The sequence below is a fragment of the Calditrichota bacterium genome (genome assembly GCA_016867835.1).
Taxonomy (GTDB): Bacteria; Electryoneota; AABM5-125-24; order Hatepunaeales; family Hatepunaeaceae; genus VGIQ01.
This window is the reverse complement of the sequence record VGIQ01000042.1, coordinates 1-21,061: the sequence shown is the minus strand read 5'-3', so window position 1 is coordinate 21,061 and position 21,061 is coordinate 1. Positions and strand designations below refer to the sequence as shown.

At 57.8% G+C, this 21,061-nt stretch carries 13 protein-coding genes and 1 riboswitch; of the genes, 10 read left to right on the top strand and 3 right to left on the bottom strand.

The features are described 5' to 3' along the window. Positions 1 to 372 precede the first annotated feature (372 nt). Positions 373 to 2,580 (top strand): response regulator, encoded by a 2,208-nt coding sequence (locus tag FJY67_06120; protein ID MBM3329035.1) that lies wholly within the window; start codon positions 373 to 375, stop codon positions 2,578 to 2,580. Between the two features lie 13 nt (positions 2,581 to 2,593). Here FJY67_06120 and rsmA read toward each other — a convergent pair whose 3' ends face one another. Genes rsmA through dapF form a run of 3 tightly spaced genes read right to left on the bottom strand, consistent with a single transcriptional unit; the run spans position 2,594 to position 5,445 of the window. Next, positions 2,594 to 3,397: a ribosomal RNA small subunit methyltransferase A gene (gene rsmA, locus FJY67_06115; protein ID MBM3329034.1), complete on the bottom strand. Its 804-nt coding sequence runs from the start codon at positions 3,395 to 3,397 to the stop codon at positions 2,594 to 2,596. Next, positions 3,394 to 4,554: an aminotransferase class I/II-fold pyridoxal phosphate-dependent enzyme gene (locus tag FJY67_06110; GenBank protein MBM3329033.1), complete on the bottom strand. Its 1,161-nt coding sequence runs from the start codon at positions 4,552 to 4,554 to the stop codon at positions 3,394 to 3,396. The genes rsmA and FJY67_06110 overlap by 4 nt, the downstream gene beginning before the upstream one ends. A gap of 9 nt (positions 4,555 to 4,563) precedes the next feature. Then, positions 4,564 to 5,445 (bottom strand): diaminopimelate epimerase, encoded by an 882-nt coding sequence (gene dapF, locus FJY67_06105; protein MBM3329032.1) that lies wholly within the window; start codon positions 5,443 to 5,445, stop codon positions 4,564 to 4,566. A gap of 387 nt (positions 5,446 to 5,832) precedes the next feature. Here dapF and FJY67_06100 point away from each other — a divergent pair, with 387 nt between their 5' ends. The 9 genes from FJY67_06100 to FJY67_06060 all read left to right on the top strand — a co-directional run. Continuing rightward, entirely contained in the window at positions 5,833 to 7,953 is a 2,121-nt protein-coding gene (locus FJY67_06100) for a T9SS type A sorting domain-containing protein (protein ID MBM3329031.1), read from the top strand. A 123-nt stretch (positions 7,954 to 8,076) separates the two neighbouring features. Then, positions 8,077 to 8,208, top strand: a riboswitch (FMN riboswitch). A gap of 20 nt (positions 8,209 to 8,228) precedes the next feature. Continuing rightward, positions 8,229 to 9,407 (top strand): bifunctional diaminohydroxyphosphoribosylaminopyrimidine deaminase/5-amino-6-(5-phosphoribosylamino)uracil reductase RibD, encoded by a 1,179-nt coding sequence (ribD, locus tag FJY67_06095; GenBank protein MBM3329030.1) that lies wholly within the window; start codon positions 8,229 to 8,231, stop codon positions 9,405 to 9,407. After that, entirely contained in the window at positions 9,305 to 10,033 is a 729-nt protein-coding gene (locus tag FJY67_06090; GenBank protein ID MBM3329029.1) for a riboflavin synthase, read from the top strand. Before ribD ends, FJY67_06090 begins: the two co-directional genes overlap by 103 nt. Positions 10,034 to 10,101: 68 nt before the next feature. Next, entirely contained in the window at positions 10,102 to 11,319 is a 1,218-nt protein-coding gene (locus tag FJY67_06085) for a bifunctional 3,4-dihydroxy-2-butanone-4-phosphate synthase/GTP cyclohydrolase II (protein ID MBM3329028.1), read from the top strand. A gap of 114 nt (positions 11,320 to 11,433) precedes the next feature. Next, the gene (locus FJY67_06080; protein ID MBM3329027.1) at positions 11,434 to 13,566 is read left to right on the top strand and encodes a PBP1A family penicillin-binding protein; all 2,133 of its coding nucleotides are present in this window, start codon (positions 11,434 to 11,436) and stop codon (positions 13,564 to 13,566) included. A 101-nt stretch (positions 13,567 to 13,667) separates the two neighbouring features. After that, entirely contained in the window at positions 13,668 to 15,461 is a 1,794-nt protein-coding gene (locus FJY67_06075) for a methylaspartate mutase (protein ID MBM3329026.1), read from the top strand. A gap of 136 nt (positions 15,462 to 15,597) precedes the next feature. Then, the gene (locus FJY67_06070; protein ID MBM3329025.1) at positions 15,598 to 17,709 is read left to right on the top strand and encodes a right-handed parallel beta-helix repeat-containing protein; all 2,112 of its coding nucleotides are present in this window, start codon (positions 15,598 to 15,600) and stop codon (positions 17,707 to 17,709) included. Between the two features lie 52 nt (positions 17,710 to 17,761). After that, positions 17,762 to 20,596: a hypothetical protein gene (locus tag FJY67_06065; protein ID MBM3329024.1), complete on the top strand. Its 2,835-nt coding sequence runs from the start codon at positions 17,762 to 17,764 to the stop codon at positions 20,594 to 20,596. Positions 20,597 to 20,658: 62 nt separating this feature from the next. Next, positions 20,659 to 21,061, top strand: a 403-nt coding sequence (locus FJY67_06060) for a hypothetical protein (GenBank protein ID MBM3329023.1), incomplete at its 3' end; no start/stop codon positions are given.

Below are 21,061 nucleotides of genomic sequence, written 5' to 3'. Positions count from 1 at the left end.
CCGCCCGCATCAGGGCTATAGACTAAACGGCTGCACCCCAGCAGAACGACTTATCGCGGCTCCAAAAGCTGCTTGATTGTAAACACGTTGACAAGACAATACAAATAAATAATTAGATTAGATGTGTTGATGTCGAGTGTCAGGGACATGTTTAGTGAGCGGGAGAAGCGCTGCACTAACCCTCCAGCGCTTTCGCAGGAGTAATATAGACAATACTGTGGAGAGTCAGCGATTCTCGGCACAATTGCTGCAAACGACACCGACATCACCATAACATCATAGAGGCTTTGGCTCATCGCTTCAACAGATAACGACGACCTCATTGGCGTGCCGATATGACCGTCTAAATGAACAAGCATTCCCTTGATAGGTATGGTGAACCATCAAGCCACATCATCAAGACCAACCTATAACGAGATGACCTTCGCACCTTACGATCCTCTGGGCACTGATGAACAACGCGCCACTCCGACATCACCCCTGTCGCAATTCAATCCCGCATTATACCACCAGATCTTCGATTCCATGATCAGCGGCTTCGGCCTGCACGAGATGATGTTCGATGAAATGGGCCGCCCAATCGACTACATTACCCGTGCCATGAACCCGGCATTCACCCGTATTACCGGTCTGACGCCGGAGATGCTCATCGACAGGCGGGTGCTTGATGTCCTGCCCCAACTTGATCATCACTGGATAGAACTCTTCGGAACGGTCGTTCTAACCGGCACTCCGCATCGCTACGAACTCTATGTAACGCCGCTCGATCGATATTATGAGGGTATTGCCTATCGTTCCGCTCCGGGGATGTTTGCAGTTACGTTTAACGACATCACCGAGAGAGTCCTCGCGCAGCGGGCTCAAGCCCGACTTACGCGCGCGCTCCGGACGATCAGCCTTTGCAACCAGACACTTGTTCGCACTCGAGACCGGGAGACCCTCATTCGTTTGTTCTGCCAGATCGCTGTCGAGGAGGGCGGTTATCGTTTCGCCTGGATCGGTCTGCTCGACCCCGAGGCGCCCGCGCAATTGACACCGGCAGCCTGGCATGGCATCGACGAGTTGCCCTTTGCAAGCCTTTCACTCCGACCGGGTGCTTATAAACTGCTGCCGCCTTCGGTCGAAGCCGTTCTCGAGCGGCATCCGGTGCTTGTGCCTGACATACCGTCCAATCCCCGAATGGAGCCATATCAGGACATTGCCCGGCGTTACGAACTCGAAAGCGCAGTTGCGTTGCCGCTCATCGAAAGCAACAAAGTGTTAGGGACGATCACCATTTTCGCTCCGGAGAAGGATGCGTTCGACGACGACGAGATGGCAATTCTCAAGGAACTGGCAGGGGATCTTGCCTTCGGGCTGAATTCGTTTCATAAGCAGGAGGAATACGAACAGACCCGACAGGAACTGCACGCCTCGCAGGAGCGTATTCAACAACTCCTGAAGTTGGAGGCAATCGGTCAACTGGCGGGCGGTGTGGCACACGACTTCAATAACCTCCTGACCGCCATTAGCGGCAGTGCAGAGATGATTGCGCTGGCACTGCCGGCCGATTCCCCCGCCCGGACGGATGTGGAGCAGATTCGCGAGGTGGTGGACCGGGGCGCGGCCCTCACCCGACAGTTGCTCGCATTTGCCCGTCGCCAACCCCAGGAGCCAAGAGTCATCAAATGCCATGACGTCGTCACGCATCTGAAGGGTCTGCTGAGAAGGCTCATTCCTTCAGGAATCCTCCTCGACTTCAAGATTGAGAAATCCGAGCAGAGCATCATCATGGATCCGCATCAACTCGACCAGGTCGTCATGAACCTCGTCATCAACGCCCGCGATGCAGTAGTCAGTCGGCCGGGCGGGATTATCGAGATTGCCTGTGGCACCGGCTTCTTTCAGGCTCGGGAAGTCGAGACCCACGAGCCCATTGTCGAAGGCGAATACTGTTATATCAGGATCTCGGATAACGGCATAGGAATGAGTGCGGAAGTGCGCGAAAAGTGCATCGAGCCGTTCTTTACGACCAAGCCAATTGGAAAGGGAACCGGTCTCGGCTTATCGACAGTCTATGGCATTATCCGGCAAGCCGGGGGCTACATTTCGATCGACTCGACCGAAGGCCGGGGCACGACTATCACGGCATACATTCCAGCCCTGGCTCATGCGGAACACCGCGAGGAGACTCCGATCAAGGTCGATGTTTCTGAAGACTTCGTTTCGGGGACGATCCTGGTCGTCGACGATGATTCTGTAGTGCGCGACGTCGTCGTTCGCGCACTGCGTATGGAAGGCTATGAGGTGATTGAGGCACAGGACGGTAAAGAGGCACTTGAAATGGCACTCCAGCACGGAAACCAGATCGACCTCCTCCTTACCGACTCGGTGATGCCGATTTTCGGAGGCCGGGAGTTGGCTCGCCGGATCCGGTCACATCTACCGAATGTGAAGATGCTCCTGATGTCCGGATACTCTGAAGAATTTCTGCCTGCGCGAGAGTTGCGGGGAGAACCCATCCCCTTTATAGGCAAGCCGTTTCCGATAACCGGACTGCTACGTAAAGTGCGCGAAGTGCTGATCGCACCAAAGGTATGAATGGCTTGGCAGGTTAAGGCTTGAAGCCCAGCGCGACGAGTTTGTGGGTTAGATCGAGATATTCCTCAAACGAGACCTGCTCGGCGCGGCGGGTGTAGTCAAAGGGGAGGTCTTCCCAACCGTCGGGAAGATCGTTGACGATACGGATGGCATTGCGCAGCATCTTGCGCCGTTGGGCGAAACAGCCTCTTACGATCCGGCGGAAGTGATAGTAGGCGACATTGGGCAAGGCGCTTGCATTGCGCAGGGTCAGTTCGATCACTCCGCCATCGACGCGGGGCCGGGGGTGAAATAGCGTCGCCGGGACGCGAAAAAGGAAGCGCGATTCGGCGTGGTAACGGGTCAGCAACGTGAGGCTGCCATAGTCGTCGTCGTCCGTCGCAGCCGTCAACCTGGCTGCTACCTCGCGCTGAACCATAGTCACTACTTTCGTCACCGAAAAGTCTGGTTCGCGCGACCGGTCGAAAATGTCAAATAGTATGGTACTGGCTAAGTGATAAGGCAGGTTGCCGGCTACCTGAAGTCGCCCTTGATCGCGCCCCAGAGCCTCCCAGTCGATCTTAAGTGCATCGGTGGCAACGAGTTGGAAGTTCGGATGGTGGTGAATCCGGCGAAGCAATTTCGGGATCCACGAGGCGTCGATCTCGACACCCAGCACCCGATGCCCTGCTGACAGCAATGCCTCAGTCAGAAACCCGTCGCCGCAGCCGATCTCCAGGACTGGGAGGTCGGTAGGCAGTGATGCTGCAATACGACGGGCGGTCTCAGGGTCCCGCAGAAAGGACTGTCCGAGGGCTTTGTTGGGCTTGAGGGTCAAGGTGTAGGTGTGAGTTTCGCAAGTGCTTCAGCAGCAAGCGCTATGTCTTCGTCCGGTGCCGTAACCGATGCCCGCATCCAGCCGCGCCCGCCGGATCCGAATCCGCACCCCGGCGAGAGCAACACCCCCGCTTCGAGTGCCCTCTCTGCAAACCGACTCTCGTCCTCCCCTACCCTAAACCAGACGTAAAACGTCGCCTTTGACTTAAATATCTGCCAACCGGCCGACTCCAACGCCGTTGCAATGGTCTCCTTACGCCGCCGATAAATCTCCCGGTTGGCGATCATCCACTCCGGTGGGTGTCCATCGTGGTCATACGTATCAAGCATTGCCGCGAGAGCCTTCTGAAAAGGAACAGGCGCGCCGGAGTCTATCTCCTCTTTGACGTTGACGATCCCGGCTATCAAGTCCGGATGCCCGACAGCAAATCCAATCCGGTAGCCGGTAGCGTTAGCCATCTTGGAGAGTGAATGAAACTCGACCACCCGGCGCGACCGTGCAAGGAGAGACAGAGCCGGATCGTCAAAGGTCATTTCTCCATAGGCCATATCGTAAGCGACAATCAGTTTTGGATCCGCTTCCGGGAGTAATGCCAGCTGGTCGAGAAAGGTCGCATCGGCAGTCGCACCGGTAGGATTGTGGGGATAGTTGAGATAAAGCAACCGCGCACCACTTGCCTTATCAAGATGAGGAATGAAGCCCTCCTCAGCACGGATAAGCAGAGGTCTCGGCGAGCCATCGACCAGCCGGCAGCCGGCGCGATGATAAACCGGATAACCCGGATCCGGATAGGCGACAACATCGCCCGGCTCCACAAAGGCGCGCGCCAATTGCGCCAGACCCTCCTTGGCGCCGATCAGTATCGCCACCTCCCTGGTCGGATCAACCGTTACCCCAAACCGCCGCTCATACCATCTTGCAACCGCCTCACGCACTTCTGCATCGCCCCGGCTTGAAGGATAGCGATGACTTGGGGACGCTTCGAGCGCCTTATGAACGGCATCAAGGACGATCTGTGGCGGACGAAGATCGGGATCGCCGATTGAAAGGTCAAAGAGTCGCCGTCCCTCGGCACGCAGCGCGGCGGCCTGCCTTTCGAGTGCAGCAAAAGGATAGCCCGGCATTTCGAGCCGGGAAACAAGTCTAAAGGTCGTCAAGTTGATCGGTTAGGTGTTCGAATCGACGAAAAACCGGTCATCCAGTTCGCCGGAATAGACAAAGGTTGCCTTTCCGCTGACGTGCGCCTTATCCAACGAAGGCGGGACCTCAATCTTGAGGCTGCCCCCGGCCATTACAACTTCGACGGGTTGGCCAGATGGCAACAGGCTGCTCCGCACCCCGGCGCAAACGGTTGCCGTAGCCCCGGAACCGCAGGCGAGCGTTCGCCCTACCCCCCGCTCCCATACGGCCATTAGGACCTGATTTTCACTGACCCGACGAGCCATCTCGAGGTTGACCCCTCGTGGAAACAGCCCGCGTTCATCGGGCGGTGAAATCAGCCCGCCCAACTGTTCGATGTCGTGGTTCAAACTCGACAAGTCGCCACCTTCCCGCCAGACGACGAAATGAGGATTGCTAAGCGAAAGCGCCATGCCTCGTAGACGTTCACCATTGGGTTCGACTTCGACGACTTCGCCCTCCCCCCGATGCGGGACTTTCACCGGATCGAAAATCGGTCCTGGCATCGTCGTCGTCACCTTCCCTGAGATATCTTCGACGACGGCTACGATAGTTGCGGCATCCGAGGCGATCTCGAAAGCCTCACAAGATTTCACGCGACCGGTCCGGGCGGCGTGGAGCGCGATGCAGCGGAGGCCGTTGAAGCAAGTCTCGGCACGGCCGCCGTCGGCATTGAAGTAGATCATACGAACCGCCTGAGCCCCGCCCGACGGCGCCATCAGCAACAGTCCGTCTCCCCCGACGCCGAATCTTCGGTCGCAGATCCGTCGGACGAAGTCTGCATCTGGTAGACCTATCTCAGGCTGTGCGATTAGATCGATCAATGGGAAGTCGTTGCCGAGGCCATGGTATTTGAAAAAGCGGATCATTTGGTTATATTGAAACTTCGATGCATTGTGAACGCTTCTTGAAGCAGAGTTGCTTCACTGTAGTGAAAGGTTGCGCTAAATCGTCGTTCCCGCGAAGGCGGGAACCCAGACCAGCAACCCTCGACTGGATGCCCGCCTGCGCGGGCAAGACGCCCCACAGCAGCACAAATTTCTTCAAGCGAGCACTAGACTTGATTAGAATATAGGCTCAAAGCCCGAGCCCGGCAACGGCAACCCGAACTTTTGAAAAAAGTTGCTCCAACTACTTGACTTTTGAATCTTCTGACTGTATCATTATCTTGCTATTAGAGGCTGTTGCCCGGCTGGACCGGGCGGATTACGGAACTTCAAGCAAACCACAACGTCCAATATTGGAGGCTGGATTAGATGGACCGTTCCTTATTCATTGACATCGGAAGCCGGGCGGTTGCACTCACGCTCGTCCTTCTCCTGGGCGCCTTTCTCGTCTTGGCGTCCGATGCGTCGGCCTATCCGCGCAAAGTGCTCTTCGAGGACTTCACCTCAACGACCTGCCCGCCCTGCGCCGCCGCGGCGCCAGCGATTGAGGAGGGTCTTCAGATCGTTGGTCTGGAGCGATCTTCAGCCATTGCCTATCATATGAACTGGCCCTCACGAGGCGACCCTTGGCACGATGCCAACCCGGCTGACAACGGCGGGTCGGGTCTGCAAGGCGGCCGTCGGGAAGCCTATGGCAATGCGCCGAACTACGTCAATAGCATCCCCTGGTATTGCATCGACGGGGTGCAATACACCGGCTCCCGGACCGCTCAGGCAGTGTCGAATGCCATCCTGCAGAGGCAGCAGACTGCGTCGCCCCTGCTTATCGAACTGAGCGCGCGCGTCATCAACAACGAAGCGCGGGTCTCGGTGGCGGTTACGGCCGATCAGTCGTTCCAAAATGTCACCCTCTTCGTGTCGGTCAACGAGCGTCATGTCAACTGGCGTGGTCAGGCCGGTCAGACCGACCACTACGATGCGATGATTATTATGCTGCCGGGTTGGCGCGGGACGACTTTCAATATCAACGCGAATCAGCGCCTGACTTGGGACCTGACGCGGCGCCTGCCCGACAACTTCTGGCACGAGTTGCTGCTCGACAACCTCGCCATTGTTGCCTGGGTGCAGGAGTCCAACCGCAACGTCCTGCAGTCCGAGAACTACCTGCTCGGCTACGACACGCCCTACGTCACGGTCGCGGATTGGACGATTTCTGATGCCGCTGCAGGCGACGGCGACGGCCGGGCCGAAGCCGGTGAAGTCATCGATGTTATTGTGACGGTCGAAAACGGCCGCAACTACGCGATGGCTGAGCGGATCATCGTCAACTTCGAGTGCGAGGATGCCGGCATCGAGGTCGTCAATGGCACCACGGAGTTCGAGAATCTCGATGGCGGCGCAAGGCTTGCCAATGATGCCGCGCCTTTCCAGTTCCGGGTTCAAGACGGCTTCGAGGCGCATCCCGTTACTTTCACATTCAACATTCTCGCTCAACCGGGGGATGTCTCCTCTTCGCAGGATGTCTCTTTCATGGTCGAATGGCCGCCTTTCCTGCTCGTCGATGCTTCGAACAACATCAACGCCACTAATGTGATGGTGGGTCAGTTCGGCAACGAAACGATGCCCTGGATGGATCGCTGGGACCGCGCTGAAGCCGGATTCGTCACCCTCGAAGACATTGCCAATTACCGCTGCGTCATCTGGCACACTTTCAACAATCGGCAGGACATCATCAACGAGTTCGAGGCCGACGTGTTGACGGCTTACCTCGACAATGGCGGAACCTTGGTGATGGCGTCGCCCTACCTCTCCGACGCCCTCGGCAACCACCGCCTCTGGCGGGAATATATGGGCGCGGAACTGGTCATTCCCAATGGCGGTGCCAACTACTGCCGCGGCGTAGCCGGTCATCCTGAATTTGACGGCGTCCGGGTCTTCCTTGGCGGTGGCACCGGAGCTGGATTGCCGGCTGCCAAGGCAGTCCTAAGTCCGCGCAACGGCGCCGCACGGGTGATGTGGTATGAAGGCAACGGCGGAGCCGATGTCGGCACGTCGGGTCTTGCCAAGGAGACGGCTACCTACAAAACCCTCACCTTCGGCTTCCCCCTCGAGTCAATCGGTGGTGTGAATGGCACCGAGCCGCTCAACCGGTTCCTGCCGCGGATCTACAACTGGATTCGGCGTCCGTCGTCAGTCGGTGGCGGAAATGACCTCGCCCCGATCGCGTTCGCGCTCGACCCGGCCTATCCGAATCCGTTCAATCCGACTTCAGCCCTCCGCTTCGGTCTCGACCGGACCGGTCCGGTTAGTCTTGCCCTCTTTGACGTAAGCGGGCGGGAACTGGTCCGCTTGGTCGATGGCGTTCTGCCGGCCGGACGGCATACGGCGACGCTCGATGCTTCGGCATTGGGACTGGCTAACGGTCTCTACTATGTCCGCCTCGAGAGCGCAAAGCAGAAGGCAACCCAGAAGGTGCTCTACCTGAGATAGCCTTCACCTTTATCTGACCGCTGCAAGGGGCAGGCCGCATGGTCTGCCCCTTGCTTTTGCCACGATTTTGTAATGGAAGCGATCCGGGAGGTTGCTTTGCGGCCTCGGCAAAGTTATCTTTTAACATCTCTTCGGGGAGTGGTGTAAGTCCCTGCCGGCGGTGAAAGCCCGCGACTCACTTCGCAACATGCGAGTTGACTGAGACCGGTGGAAACCCGGCGCCGACGGTAATAGCCCGGATGGTAGAAGAGAGCGGATGCGACGGCGTCACCCGCCTGTCCGCGCTTGCCCCGAAACGATTCGGGGTTCCTTTTTTTGATCCGAGTGTGGGTTCAATCTCCGACATAGACTACCGGCACATCCGCAGGACTTTTCGACTGGCATATCGCGGGAACGGCGCAGTTTCGCCCAATCCCCGGGTCGGCGCAGTGCTGGTCGGAAAAGAAGACAAAGTGCTGGCTGAAGGCTATCACCACCGCTTCGGCGAACGGCACGCCGAGGTGGACGCTTTGACACGCGCTCGCGTCGAAGGACAATCCACATCAGGTTCAACACTATATATCAACCTTGAGCCGTGTGCCCATGTCGGGCGTCAACCCCCCTGTTGCGATGCGATCATCAAAGCCGGAGTCCGACGTGTGGTGGCGTCAGTCTTCGATCCTAATCCCGTCGTCAATGGGGCCGGATTTGCCGCCTTGCGTAAAGCCGGTATCGAGGTCCTCGAAGGCATCGGCAGGGATGAAGCGCGCTACCTCAATCGGGGCTATTTCTCCTGGCGGGAGAAGGGTCGCGCCTGGTGCACTGTCAAGATAGCGCTCAGCATCGACGGCAAGATGGCCTCTTATAAAGGAGAGTCGAAATGGATATCGAGCGATCCATCCCGTCGGTTGGCACATCGTCTTCGAGCCGACCACGACGCGGTGTTGATCGGCAGAGGGACACTGGAAATCGATGATCCGGAACTGACCGTGCGAATGGTCAAAGGCCCCCAACCCGTGAGGATTATACTTGCGCCGCATAGGGTGATCGACCCCGACAGCCGGATAGGCAGGACTATTGGCAACGCCAGGACCATGCAGGTGGTCCTTGACGCCCCGGACCGGTCGTATCCCGCGCTACCCAAAGGTGTGCTGCCACTACCGATAAAACCGGGGTATAACGGATTTGTCGATCCGGCAGCCCTACTCTCGACACTACCATCATACAACATTCTATCCGTGCTGGTGGAGGGCGGTTCCAGAGTCATTTCAGCCTTCCTGGAGTCGGGAGTTATCGACGAACTCATGGTCGCATACGCTCCGTCAGTTATTGGCAGGGGAATCGCGCCCTTCGACCATTTCGCCCCTCCCGAATGGGATCGGCGACCGGCATTCGTCATTCACTCGGCAAAGCGGTTCGGTCCAGATCTGGTCGTAACCTATCGCCCGCAGGAGGCACCACGTTCACCGGCTTAGTTGAAGCCATGGGCACAGTTCGGGTCATTCGCGACGAACGGGGCAACCGGGTCCTTGCGATCGAAGCCTCTGCCATAGCATTCGAACTAATGTTAGGCGAGAGCGTCGCCGTCGATGGCGCCTGTCTGACAGTTACTGCGGTCAAGGGAACTCAGTTTCAAGTCGAAGCGACTGGTTCGACCCTTACAATGACCAATCTGACCGACCTCGTCGTTGGCAACAGGGTCAATCTCGAACGGGCGCTTCGGGTAGGCGACCGACTCGGCGGGCACATTGTCCAGGGCCATATCGACGCCTTAGGCCGTCTCACCCGCATCAAGTATCTGGCTGGATCAACCGAATGGGAAATCGAAACTGCGCCGAAGACCCTGCAACTAATTGCGCCCCAAGGCTCTATTACGGTGCAGGGAGTCAGCCTGACCGTATCGCGCAAGACGAGTCGCAGTTTCGGCGTCATGCTCATTCCGCATACCTTGGAACATACCACCCTCGGGGACCTGAAGCCGGGACACCGGCTAAACCTTGAAACCGACATGATCCTCAGGTGGCTGAATGATCGCCTTTACGCAAACGACGATAAAAGGAGCAGCGTTGATTTTGGGGGAGAGTTCAAGGTTGAGGATTAGGGATTGAACGGAAACGATCCTGTCCGCATAATGCGTATTCATTTAACAAAGAGGAATCAACAGGCGCTATGATCGCCAGCATTGCCGAAGCCATTAGCGAGTTCGTCGCGGGCCGGATGCTGATCGTCGTCGATGACGAAGATCGGGAGAACGAAGGCGACCTTATCTTACCGGCCGGCAAGATTACCCCCCAGGCGGTGCACTTTATGGCTCGCTATGGCCGGGGGATGATCTGTTTACCGCTGACTGCCAAGAGGTGCGAGGAACTCAATCTGACTCAAATGGTGCAGGACAACAGCGCGCTACACGGCACGGCCTTCACCGTGACGATCGACTACAAGTTCGGCACAACCACCGGCATTTCGGCTTATGACCGGGCGCTTACGATCAAGAAGTCGATCGATCCATCTTCCATACCGGAGGACTTTGCCCGGCCGGGACACATCCATCCCCTAAAGGCTGCAGAAGGCGGCGTTCTGATGCGCGCCGGCCATACCGAAGCCACTGTCGATTTGGCTCGCCTCGCCGGACTCGAGCCCGCAGGAGTTCTATGCGAGATCCTCGACGATGACGGACAAATGGCGAGAATGCCACGTCTGAAAAAGTTTGCTGCCGAGCACAACCTGAAGATCGTAACGATTCGGGATCTTATCGACTATCGCCGCCGCGACGAGACACTCGTCTTCCGTGAGGTTGAGGTAGATTTCCCAACCGCTTACGGCAATTTCAAACTGATTCACTATCGGAACCGGATCACCCGGGAGCATCATCTGGCTATCGTGAAGGGCGAGATCTCCGGCCCGGAGCCGGTGCTGGTGCGGGTTCACTCGTCCTGCCTGACCGGGGATGTCTTCGGTTCGGCACGCTGTGACTGCGGAGAGCAACTGCACACCGCGCTCCGGATGATCGAACGCGAGGGCCGCGGGATCGTGCTATATATGAATCAAGAAGGGCGCGGCATCGGTCTGGCCGCCAAATTGCAGGCTTATAAACTTCAGGATCAAGGTCTTGACACAGTCGAGGCGAACCTTGCATTAGGCTTTGCCGACGACCTTCGAGACTACGGCAGCGGCGCCCTAATGCTGAAGAACCTGGGGGTCAGCAGGCTCCGGCTGATGACCAACAATCCGCGCAAGATCGTCGCACTTAAAGGATTCGACCTCGAGGTAACCGAGCGGGTGCCAATCGAGATCCCCCCTACCGGCAATAACGTCCACTATCTCAAGACAAAACGCGATAAGTTAGGGCACCGCATCCTGCAACTCAAGGCAGAGGCAGAGGGGTGATTCGGGTCTGTATTTGATTCCAGTAAGTCCGTATGGCGGACTCGAATCGTCCTGACCTGAAGTCATGTAAAGTCTGACCGGCATCGAAGCCGATCTGTTGCTTATATTATCAGAATGGTCGGGAATATCTGGCGCAGATTGGGGCGGGACGATTTCACCCGGACGGTGGTGGCAGGCGGCATGGCGCTCGCGCTGTTCATTATCTTGATTGGGCTGACGCTATTCCTCCTGTCGTCGGATTTGCCCGGCATCGACGAACTACGTTCCTACGAGCCACACCTGGCGACGCGACTACTCGACCGCAACGGCGAGGTCCTTACCGAGTTATTCGCACAACGCCGCATCGCCACTCCACTCGACCAAGTCCCCCACCATTTGATCAATGCCATCCTCGCCATCGAAGACACCCGCTTTCATAGCCATTGGGGCGTCGATGTCGCCCGCGTCTTCAAAGCGGCGCTGATCGATATTATGTCGTTAAGCCTTAAGCAAGGTGCTTCCACGATCACCCAGCAACTGGCACGCGATGTCTATCTCCATAAGCGACGCACGTTCGGCCGCAAGATCAAAGAGACGATGACCGCCATTCAGATCGAACGCGCCTATTCGAAGCGCGAGATTCTGGAGATGTATTTGACGCAAATCTATTTTGGGCACGGAGCCTATGGTATTGCGGCGGCGAGTGAGCGCTATTTTGGAAAGGCGCCGGTCGATCTGACTCTATCCGAAGCGGCCTTGCTGACCGGTCTGCCCAAAGCCCCCGGGCTCTACTCCCCTATCGTCAAGCCGGAAGCGTCGCTTCGAAGACGAAACCTCGTTCTTCGCAGGATGCACGATGTCGGTTTCATCGGAGACGAGGAATACCGATCGGCAGTTGCAGAGACCTTGAAGATCGAGCCGCATGAAGGCTCAAGTGAGATTGGCGTTGCGCCATACTTCACGGAAGTTGTGCGGCAAAGGTTATCACAGGAGGGTGAGACCTACGGCTTCGACTATCTCGCCGACGGGCTGACGGTTCGGACGACGCTCGACGCGCATATGCAACGGATTGCAGAACAGGCCGTTGTCGAGCATCTGGGGCCGTTTCAGTCCGACTACCGTTACCGCTTCTTCCAACGCCACCGTGAAGTCATTGCCCGACGGCTCTACGGAGCAAGCGACGTCCCTTGGAGTCGGGTGCGGGCGGACAGTTTGCGCGTCGATTCAGCCTTTGCAGCAAAGGCTGTGGTGCAAGTTGCTCTGATCGCGCTCGATCCGGCAACGGGTGATATTCTGGCTCTCGTCGGAGGGCGCGACTTTCGCGAGTCGAAGTTCAATCGGGCGGTGCAGGCGGTACGCCAACCGGGATCGGTCTTTAAGCCCTTTGCGTTCACGGCAGTGATAGACAACGGCTACTCTCCCGCCTTTGAGCTGCTGAATCAAGATGTCGTCGTCACTCAGGTTGACGGCTCCCGTTGGACACCTCAGAACTATGACGGTTCACGCGGCGGATTGACGACATTGCGGGAGGCGCTGCGGCGCTCGCTTAATCTGGTCACAGTCCGGCTTACCCAGGAAGTCGTGCCGCCGCAAATGGTGGCTGACTATGCACGTCAAATGGGGATAACGACCCGCATCGACCCGGTCGATGCGGTCGGGCTTGGTGCGAGCGGGGTAATACCACTCGAGATTACGGCAGCGTTTGCCGTATTTGCATCGGGTGGAGTGCATCAGCGGCCACGCATGATGGTGTCACTTGAAGACCGCTTCGGCGAGACTCTGGCGAATTATCCGATAGTCCCCCGGGTAGCGCTATCGGCTGAGACGGCATACATTATGTCCGACCTGCTGCGGGATGCGCTCAACCGGGGCACCGGAGCTTCAGCGCGATGGCTCTATCATTTTACAGCCGATGCCGCCGGCAAGACAGGCACTACCAACGACTTCACTGATGCCTGGTTCGTCGGATTTACGCCGCACCTCGTCTGTGGGGTCTGGGTCGGCCTTGACGACCCGGCGGAGTCATTGGGACCCGGACAGTCCGGAGCAGCAGCAGCACTGCCGATCTGGGCGCGGTTCTTGAAGATGGCTTATGACAGCCTCGAAATCCCCGACGCTCCTTTCCCGGTGCCGGCCGGTGTAATCCGGGTGCGTATATGTCAGGACACCAGGTCGGTTGCAACGCCGTGGTGTCCGGCAGCCTATGAGGAGATATTCCGCACGGACGCCCGTCCGACTGAGACGTGTCAACGGCATAAGGGGGGATAACTTGGTGAGAGGCTCGATCCTTCGGATAAACCCTGAAGCCTGATAGTTTTACATTCTCCCTTCGTTCCCGGTTCATTCTTTCTTCGTTTTTCCTAATAGTTATGTCCAGCAATGCCCCGCGTTCGATCCTCGCTACCGATTGCGGATCGACAACTACCAAAGCCATTCTAATCGAACAGCAGCCCTCCGGCGAATTCCGGCTCGTCGTTCGGGGTGAAGCACCTACGACCGTCGAGGCTCCCTTCGAGGATGTCACCAAGGGCGTCCTCAATGCCATTCGCGAGGTCGAAGAACTCTCCGGTCGCACCTTCCTCGGACCGGACGGGACGATTCTTCGTCCAATGCAGGACGGAGCGGGCTGCGATATCTACATTTCAACCTCCTCAGCCGGTGGCGGACTGCAAATGATGGTGGCCGGTGTTGTCAAGAGTATGACCGCCGAATCTGCCGAGCGCGCCGCGCTCGGTGCCGGTGCAATCGTAATGGATGTCCTGGCTTCGAACGATGGACGTTTGGCACATCAGAAGATTGAACGGATCCGGCGACTTCGGCCCGATATGATACTCCTCTCCGGCGGGATCGACGGTGGAACAACCAAGCATGTCGTCGAACTGGCTGAACTGCTTGCAGCTGCCCGGCCCCGCCCCCGACTCGGCATCGGATATGCGCTTCCGGTTATCTATGCTGGCAATCGGGAAGCACGCGGCGAGATTGAGAAGACCCTCAGTTCCATGGTCGATCTTAAATCGGTCGATAACATCCGTCCGGTTCTTGAGCAGGAGAACCTCAAGCCGGCGCGCGATAAGATTCACGATCTCTTTATGGAGCACGTGATGGCTCAGGCGCCCGGCTACCGAAAATTAATGGAGTGGACTGACGCCCCGATCATGCCTACACCCGGTGCGGTTGGGTTCATCATGGAGACGATCGCCCGTCGCGACGGTATCGATCTTGTCGGAGTCGATATCGGCGGGGCAACGACCGATGTCTTCAGCGTCTTCGGCGGTGTCTTCAACCGGACTGTTTCAGCCAACCTCGGGATGAGTTACTCCATTTCCAATGTTCTTGCCGAATCCGGCTTCGACAATATCATGCGCTGGGTGCCTTTCGAGATCGGTGAGGATGACCTGCGCGACCGGATCGGCAACAAGATGATCCGACCGACAACGGTCCCGCAGACCTTGGAAGAGTTGAAGATCGAGCAGGCTATCGCCCGGGAAGCGCTGCGGCTGGCGTTTATTCAACACAAATCGTTTGCAGTAGGCTTGAAGGGAGTTCAGCAGGAGCGGTCGATCTCCGACGCCTTCGAGCAGTCATCGACAGGCGAGTCGCTGGTCGATATGATGTCCCTAAATCTGCTTGTCGGGTCGGGTGGAGTCCTCTCGCACGCGCCGCTCCGGGCGCAAGCCGCGCATATGATGATCGACGCCTTCGAGCCGTTGGGCGTAACCCGGCTGGCCGTCGATTCAATCTTTATGATGCCGCAGTTAGGGGTGCTGGCGACCGTCCATGAGCCCGCTGCCACCGAGGTGTTCGAGAAGGATTGCCTTATCCACCTCGGGACCTGCGTGGCACCGCTCGGCAGCATTGCTGCACTGAAGAACATTAAGAGCGTGCTTAAGGTGAGCGGCACCTCCGACCGGGGGCGCAAGGTTGAACTCGATATCCCGAGTGGTGAGTTGCTGCTGACGCCGCTCGATTTAGGTGAATCGCTGCGGGCACGGATCGAGCCTTCCAAAGGCTTCGATATGGGGGAGGGTCCAGGCAAAACCGTCGAGCGGGTTCTGACCGGCGGAGTCGTAGGACTTGTCATCGACACCCGGGGACGACCGTTCGATTTGAAGCGCGGCATAGCGGGACGGGTCGAACTGCTGAAAAAGTGGAGTCTGGGGTGAAGCCAAGAGGATTCATCCACCTGTCTCTCGCCCAACGAGTAATTCAGGCTTGACTTGGCTGGGAGTTCTCCCTATCTTGAGAACTTATGAATCTCCAACCAATGATTCTTCTAATCGGCATTACATCCTTGCGCTTATGAAATCCCGATCCGCGGCAGACCGGCCTCAAGCCTCATCCGACCGCACATCTGGTGAGTATCGTCAGTGGCGAAGTTGGAGCCTTACGGCTCTTTTCTTAGCCGCCGCTATGTTTGTCGTGTCCTGCGGCGATTCGTCGGTGACAGTTCGGGAAGAATTTCGCGGCAATCCGATTTCGGCTCTGCCTGCAGATGGCATTTTGCGCGCCTCGGGCAGCCCCTACCTGGCCACCGACACACTTCGCGTGCTTTCAGGAAGAACGCTCACCATAGAGCCGGGGGTGGAACTTCGTTTCGAGCCGGGGATCAAGTTGGTCGTCGAAGGCCGGATCGACGCGGTAGGAACTGAGGCCTTCCCCATCACCTTTACTTCCGGCCTCACCGCTCCTCGCCGCGGGGATTGGGACGGTATCCATATCCGCAATGGCGACGCCAACTCCCGCTTCGCATACTGTCGATTCCTTTACGGAGCCAGGTATGGCCGCTACTACGATTATCGCTTGGACAGCCTCGGCGTCCGTCAGGATTCAACGGTCATCGATTACGGCTGTCTGACCCTCATCAATACCAACCCGACCATCGAACGCTCGTGGTTCATTGCGTCCGGATTCCATGCCTTATATGCAGGCGCAGGCTCAAGCCCCATTGTGCGCAACTGCGTAATGTTCGACAATGCCGGCAACGGAATCTACGTGCACTCGACTGCCGACCCTCAGGCTGAATACAACATCATCAGCGACAACGACGACTGGGGCATCTATTGTGCGGCACTCGGCGATGCCCGGCGCGGCGATCTGAATTTCAATTACAACATCGTCATCGCCAACTTCTCCGGGGAATTCAACCTCAACTCCCCGCTCGGTTTGGGGCGCGTGGTTCAGATAAATGACAACCTCGACAGTTGTGACTACCGGTTCAATCTACGACTAGCGCCGCAATACATCGGAGCCTCCAAGATCAAGCAGGGTGCGCGATGGGATTTCCGTCTTGGAGCTGGATCTGCAGCCATCGATGCCGGCCCGCCGGATCGCGACCTCGAGATCGACCAGACGCGACGTGACTTCGGTATCTACCGCTACGAGTACCGGCCCGGTGAATTGCGGCGGCGGATTCCGAATCTACCCGTAGTCGGCAATCGTCTCGAGGTGGCGAAAAGCCCCTACTACCTGACTTACGATGTGATAATCCCCGAAACGGAGACCCTGACCATCGAACCCGGGGTTGAAATCCGTGTGGAAGGGCGATATCAAATCAAGGTCCGGGGACGTCTTATATCCGGCGGCGAGCCGGGTCGCATGGTGCGTTTCTACTCCGCCGCTTCGACACCTCGCAAGGGCGACTGGATCGGACTGGTCTTCGAAGCGGGCGGCGCCGAAGGCAGCGAACTCCGCTACACATCGATTGAGCACTCCCGGTGGGGTCTCAGACTGACTGGCCGCGACGCTCTGATCGACCATTGCTACATCACACAGGTTGACTCGGTTGGAGTCTTGTGCGAGCGGGAAGCCGCTCCGACGATCACCGACTGCCGGCTCGAAGGCGCTTCCATTGCCGCGATCCTCTGCCAGTTCAACGCTTCGCCGCTGATTCGTCGTAACACCATTTATGGTGGTGCCGGGTACGGGATTCTGGCACGGGAATCTTCACGACCGGTGGTCGTAAACAACGTCATCAGCGAGGTCGGGGTGTCGGGCATCCGCCTGGAGAGAATGTCCAACGCCGTCATCACCAACAATGTCATCGCCGGATCGGGATACTTCGGACTCTTTTGCAGTTACAACTCATCGCCGGAGATACGTAACAACATCATCTATCGCAACGGGTCGATCCGCACCGAGGGAATTGGCTTGAAGGGCGAACTGTCGAGCCAGCCGGTAGTGCGCTATAACGGCTTCGCCGGCAATCCGGTCGGCGACATCTCGATATCGAATGATACCACCCTCGATGCCTCGAATCTCCGGGTCGATCCACGCTTCCGAGACTACGCAGGGCGCGACTTCAGGCTTGCAGACGGGTCACCGCTCATCGACGCCGGCGATCACGGCATTCTCGATCCGGATGGTTCACGCAGCGACATCGGCGCATTTGGCGGGCCCGATGCACCGCGGTAATATCAATATCCAGATCGCACATATTAGAAGACTTGAAACCGGGACTGCGACCTTGAGAGGGAGACTTTTGCGCAGCGCCTCCATCCTTGTCGGCGCTTTGTTCATGCAGATGCTATTGCCGGTTGATCTGAACGCACGCACCGACGAACCGAAAGACGATGGTGCGCAGATCAAAGGCCCGGTCCGGCATGGCACCGACCTCGCGCAACTGAACGCTTACAATCGTGTGCACCGCCGCTCAAATATCTGGATGAATATGACCAATTACGGTTTCTTCGGGAACAACGGCCCGGGCGACCGTAATGCCAAGGATGACCCTTGCAACGGTGAGTGGGCTCCGCAAGCCGAGTATCCCGGCGGGTCGAAGGTTCAGTATCTCTTCCAGGGAGCGCTCTGGCTCGGCGCACTAATCCGGGCCGAAGGCTACGAGTATCCCCGGGTGTCGGTCGGCACCGATGGCTGGCTCGCCTCGCCCGGGATCAACGAATTCTGGCCTGGTGAAGGCGTAGAACATTCGCTTACCAACGGCATCGTCGAACGCACCACCCTCCCCATCGAATTCGACTGCCTCGGCAACTACATCGGAGGCTATCGAGATTCAGCCGTTTCTGAGCAAGACTTCGTCTGCTCCTATGCCGATACCCTGACCGAGACATTCTTCGTGAAGGATGACCCGATCGACGGGCCGCATGTGCCACTCGGAATTAAGATCACCCAGAAATCCTACGCCTGGACCTACAACTACGCGCAAAACTTCATCATCGTCGACTGGGAGATCGAGAACATTGCCGGGAACTACCTGAAGAACCTCTTCGTCGGCCTCTATATGGACTGCGATGTAGGCTGGCAGGGCGAGAATGTCTGGCACGAGGACGATATCTGCGGTTTTCAGCAGTGGTATTACTACGAGCGGCCGGACGGGACGCTCGACTCGGCGGTGATCAACACCGCGTGGATCGCCGACAACGACGGCCGTCCGCGCGCTGTGGCGTCGGGCAATGACTTCACCGCACCTGCCGTCACCGGCACCCGGGTAGTGCGAGCCCCCAATCCGAAACTGCGCACTTCGTTCAACTGGTGGATCTCAAACGGCGACCCGGACCTCGACTTCGGGCCTTCGTGGATCGACGACAACGCTCCCGGCGACTGGACCAAGACCTTCGGAACACCGATGGGGGATGCCCGCAAGTATTTCGTCCTGGCCAACGGGGAGTTTGACTACGACCAGTTACTCGTCAACAAGCCCGACACCATCCGCAGCAATCCTCACGTCATACGGGATCGCTGGAATCCCGATGTCATCGTCGAATCGCACAACTGGAAGGTGCCGGGCGTCGATGACAACACCCCCCAGAATCTCTTGAACGACATTGCCAACGGCTATGACACGCGGTATCTAATATCGTGGGGGCCGCTCGGCATCTTCGACCATATCGACGAGTCGGGTAACCGCATCTATCGCCTCAACCCGGGCGAGAAGTTCAGCATGACGATCGCTTACGTCGCTGGTGACAACTTCCATGACCGAAACAATCCCCAACCCGATAACGAGTTCATTAATCCTGCACTGTTCAACTTTGCCAGTCTGAGATACAATGCGGATTGGGCGGCCAAGGTTTATGACAATCCGATGATCGACAGCGACGGCGACGGGTGGTTTGGTGAAGATGTCGGCACCGACGGACTTTATGCCCTCGAATTAGGAGGTGTTTGCTACAAGTGGGAGAGCAGTGTTCGGGTGCAGACGACCTACCCCGGGCCCGATCCCGACGGCAGCGAGAATAATGGCCGGCTCGAGCCAGAGGAAGATATGCTGGAGCGTCCCGAGCACCTCGAATATACCCGCGGCAACGGGATGCTCGACTTTGGCGATGGGGTGCCCGACTTTCGCGGCCCGCCGCCGCCGCCGGCGCCCCGACTTACGCACCTGAGCCAACCGGCTCGAGTGCGCACCAGCCCTGCCAGTTACACCGACTTCGACGCAGAGTTTCTCTCCCGCAACATCGTCCTGACCTGGAATAAGCACCCGTCCGAGCACCCCGACTATAAGGATCCCTTTTCCCGGGAGCGAGACTTCGAGGGCTACCGGATCTATGTATCCAATACCCCGTTGGAGAGGGATTTTGCCTTCGTCGATGAGTTCGACATCGTCAACTACTCCTACTACGGCCCGCGCGATTCGCTCGCCTTTCGGCCTTGGGAGCGCCTTGACGATCACCGGCCCGACACCGCGATCACCGGTATCAACCTGCTGCGCAAACCGGTAGGCAAGAACATTGGCTTCTTTGGGCATCCTCAACTGCTGGTCGATACGCTCAGTAACGGCGCCGATACGACAGGTGATTGGACCTACTATTATATCATCCCAAATGCTCATCCGATGGTGCCGAAATACTACGCGGTCAGTTCTTATGATTACGGTGACTATAAGACCGGCACCCAGCCGCTCGAATCGGCGCGAATTGCCAATGCGATCTTTGCCGCGCCGTCGGGAGTCGAGCGCAGGAAGGTGATGGTGGTTCCGAATCCTTATCGAGTCGATGAGAATTACCGGCAGTCGCACGGCGGCCTCTCCTGGGAGAACCGCGACGACGGGACACCTGAATTCTTCCCTCAGACTGACCGGCGTATCTTCTTCTACAACCTGCCGAAGCAGTGCCTGATCCGCATTTACACTTTAGGTGGCGACCTCGTGCATATCATCCCGCACGGAGTCGTCGGCGACGATCAGCGCGTCGGCTGGAACGCCGACTATGCCGAAGCCTGGGACCTCAATTCACGAAACCACCAACAAGTCGTGTCAGGGGTCTATCTCTTCACGGTCGAGGATAAGACTGAAGGTGGCAGCGGCAGCATCGAAACCGGCAAATTCGTGGTGATTCGGTGAGAGACCATCGCAATGGAAATCTGGAACAAGTCGGATGGGGACTATCCACGCTGGAGCCTTTTATGAAGCGAATAGCAGTCAGCGTTTTGATCGGTCTGGCAGGATTCATCCAGCAGGATCTGCTCTTCGCCCAAGCCAAAGTCGGCACGACTGGTCTTCAGTTTCTAAAGGTCGGCACCAGCGCGCGCGCGGTCGGGATGGGTGAAGCCTTTACGGCCGTTGCCAACGACGTATCGGCGCTCTACTACAATCCTGCCGGTTTGATTCAGATGAAGCGAACCGAGGCGCTCTTTACGGTCATCGACTGGCCTGCAGGAGTGAAGTTTGCCCATCTGGGAGGTGCGCTGCCGGTTCCGATGTTAAGCGCGGTGGCAGGCGTTCAGATGACATCGCTATTCACCGACGATATCGACGAGACTACTCCGGCTATGCCTTACGGAACCGGTCGGACGTTTACTGCCGGAG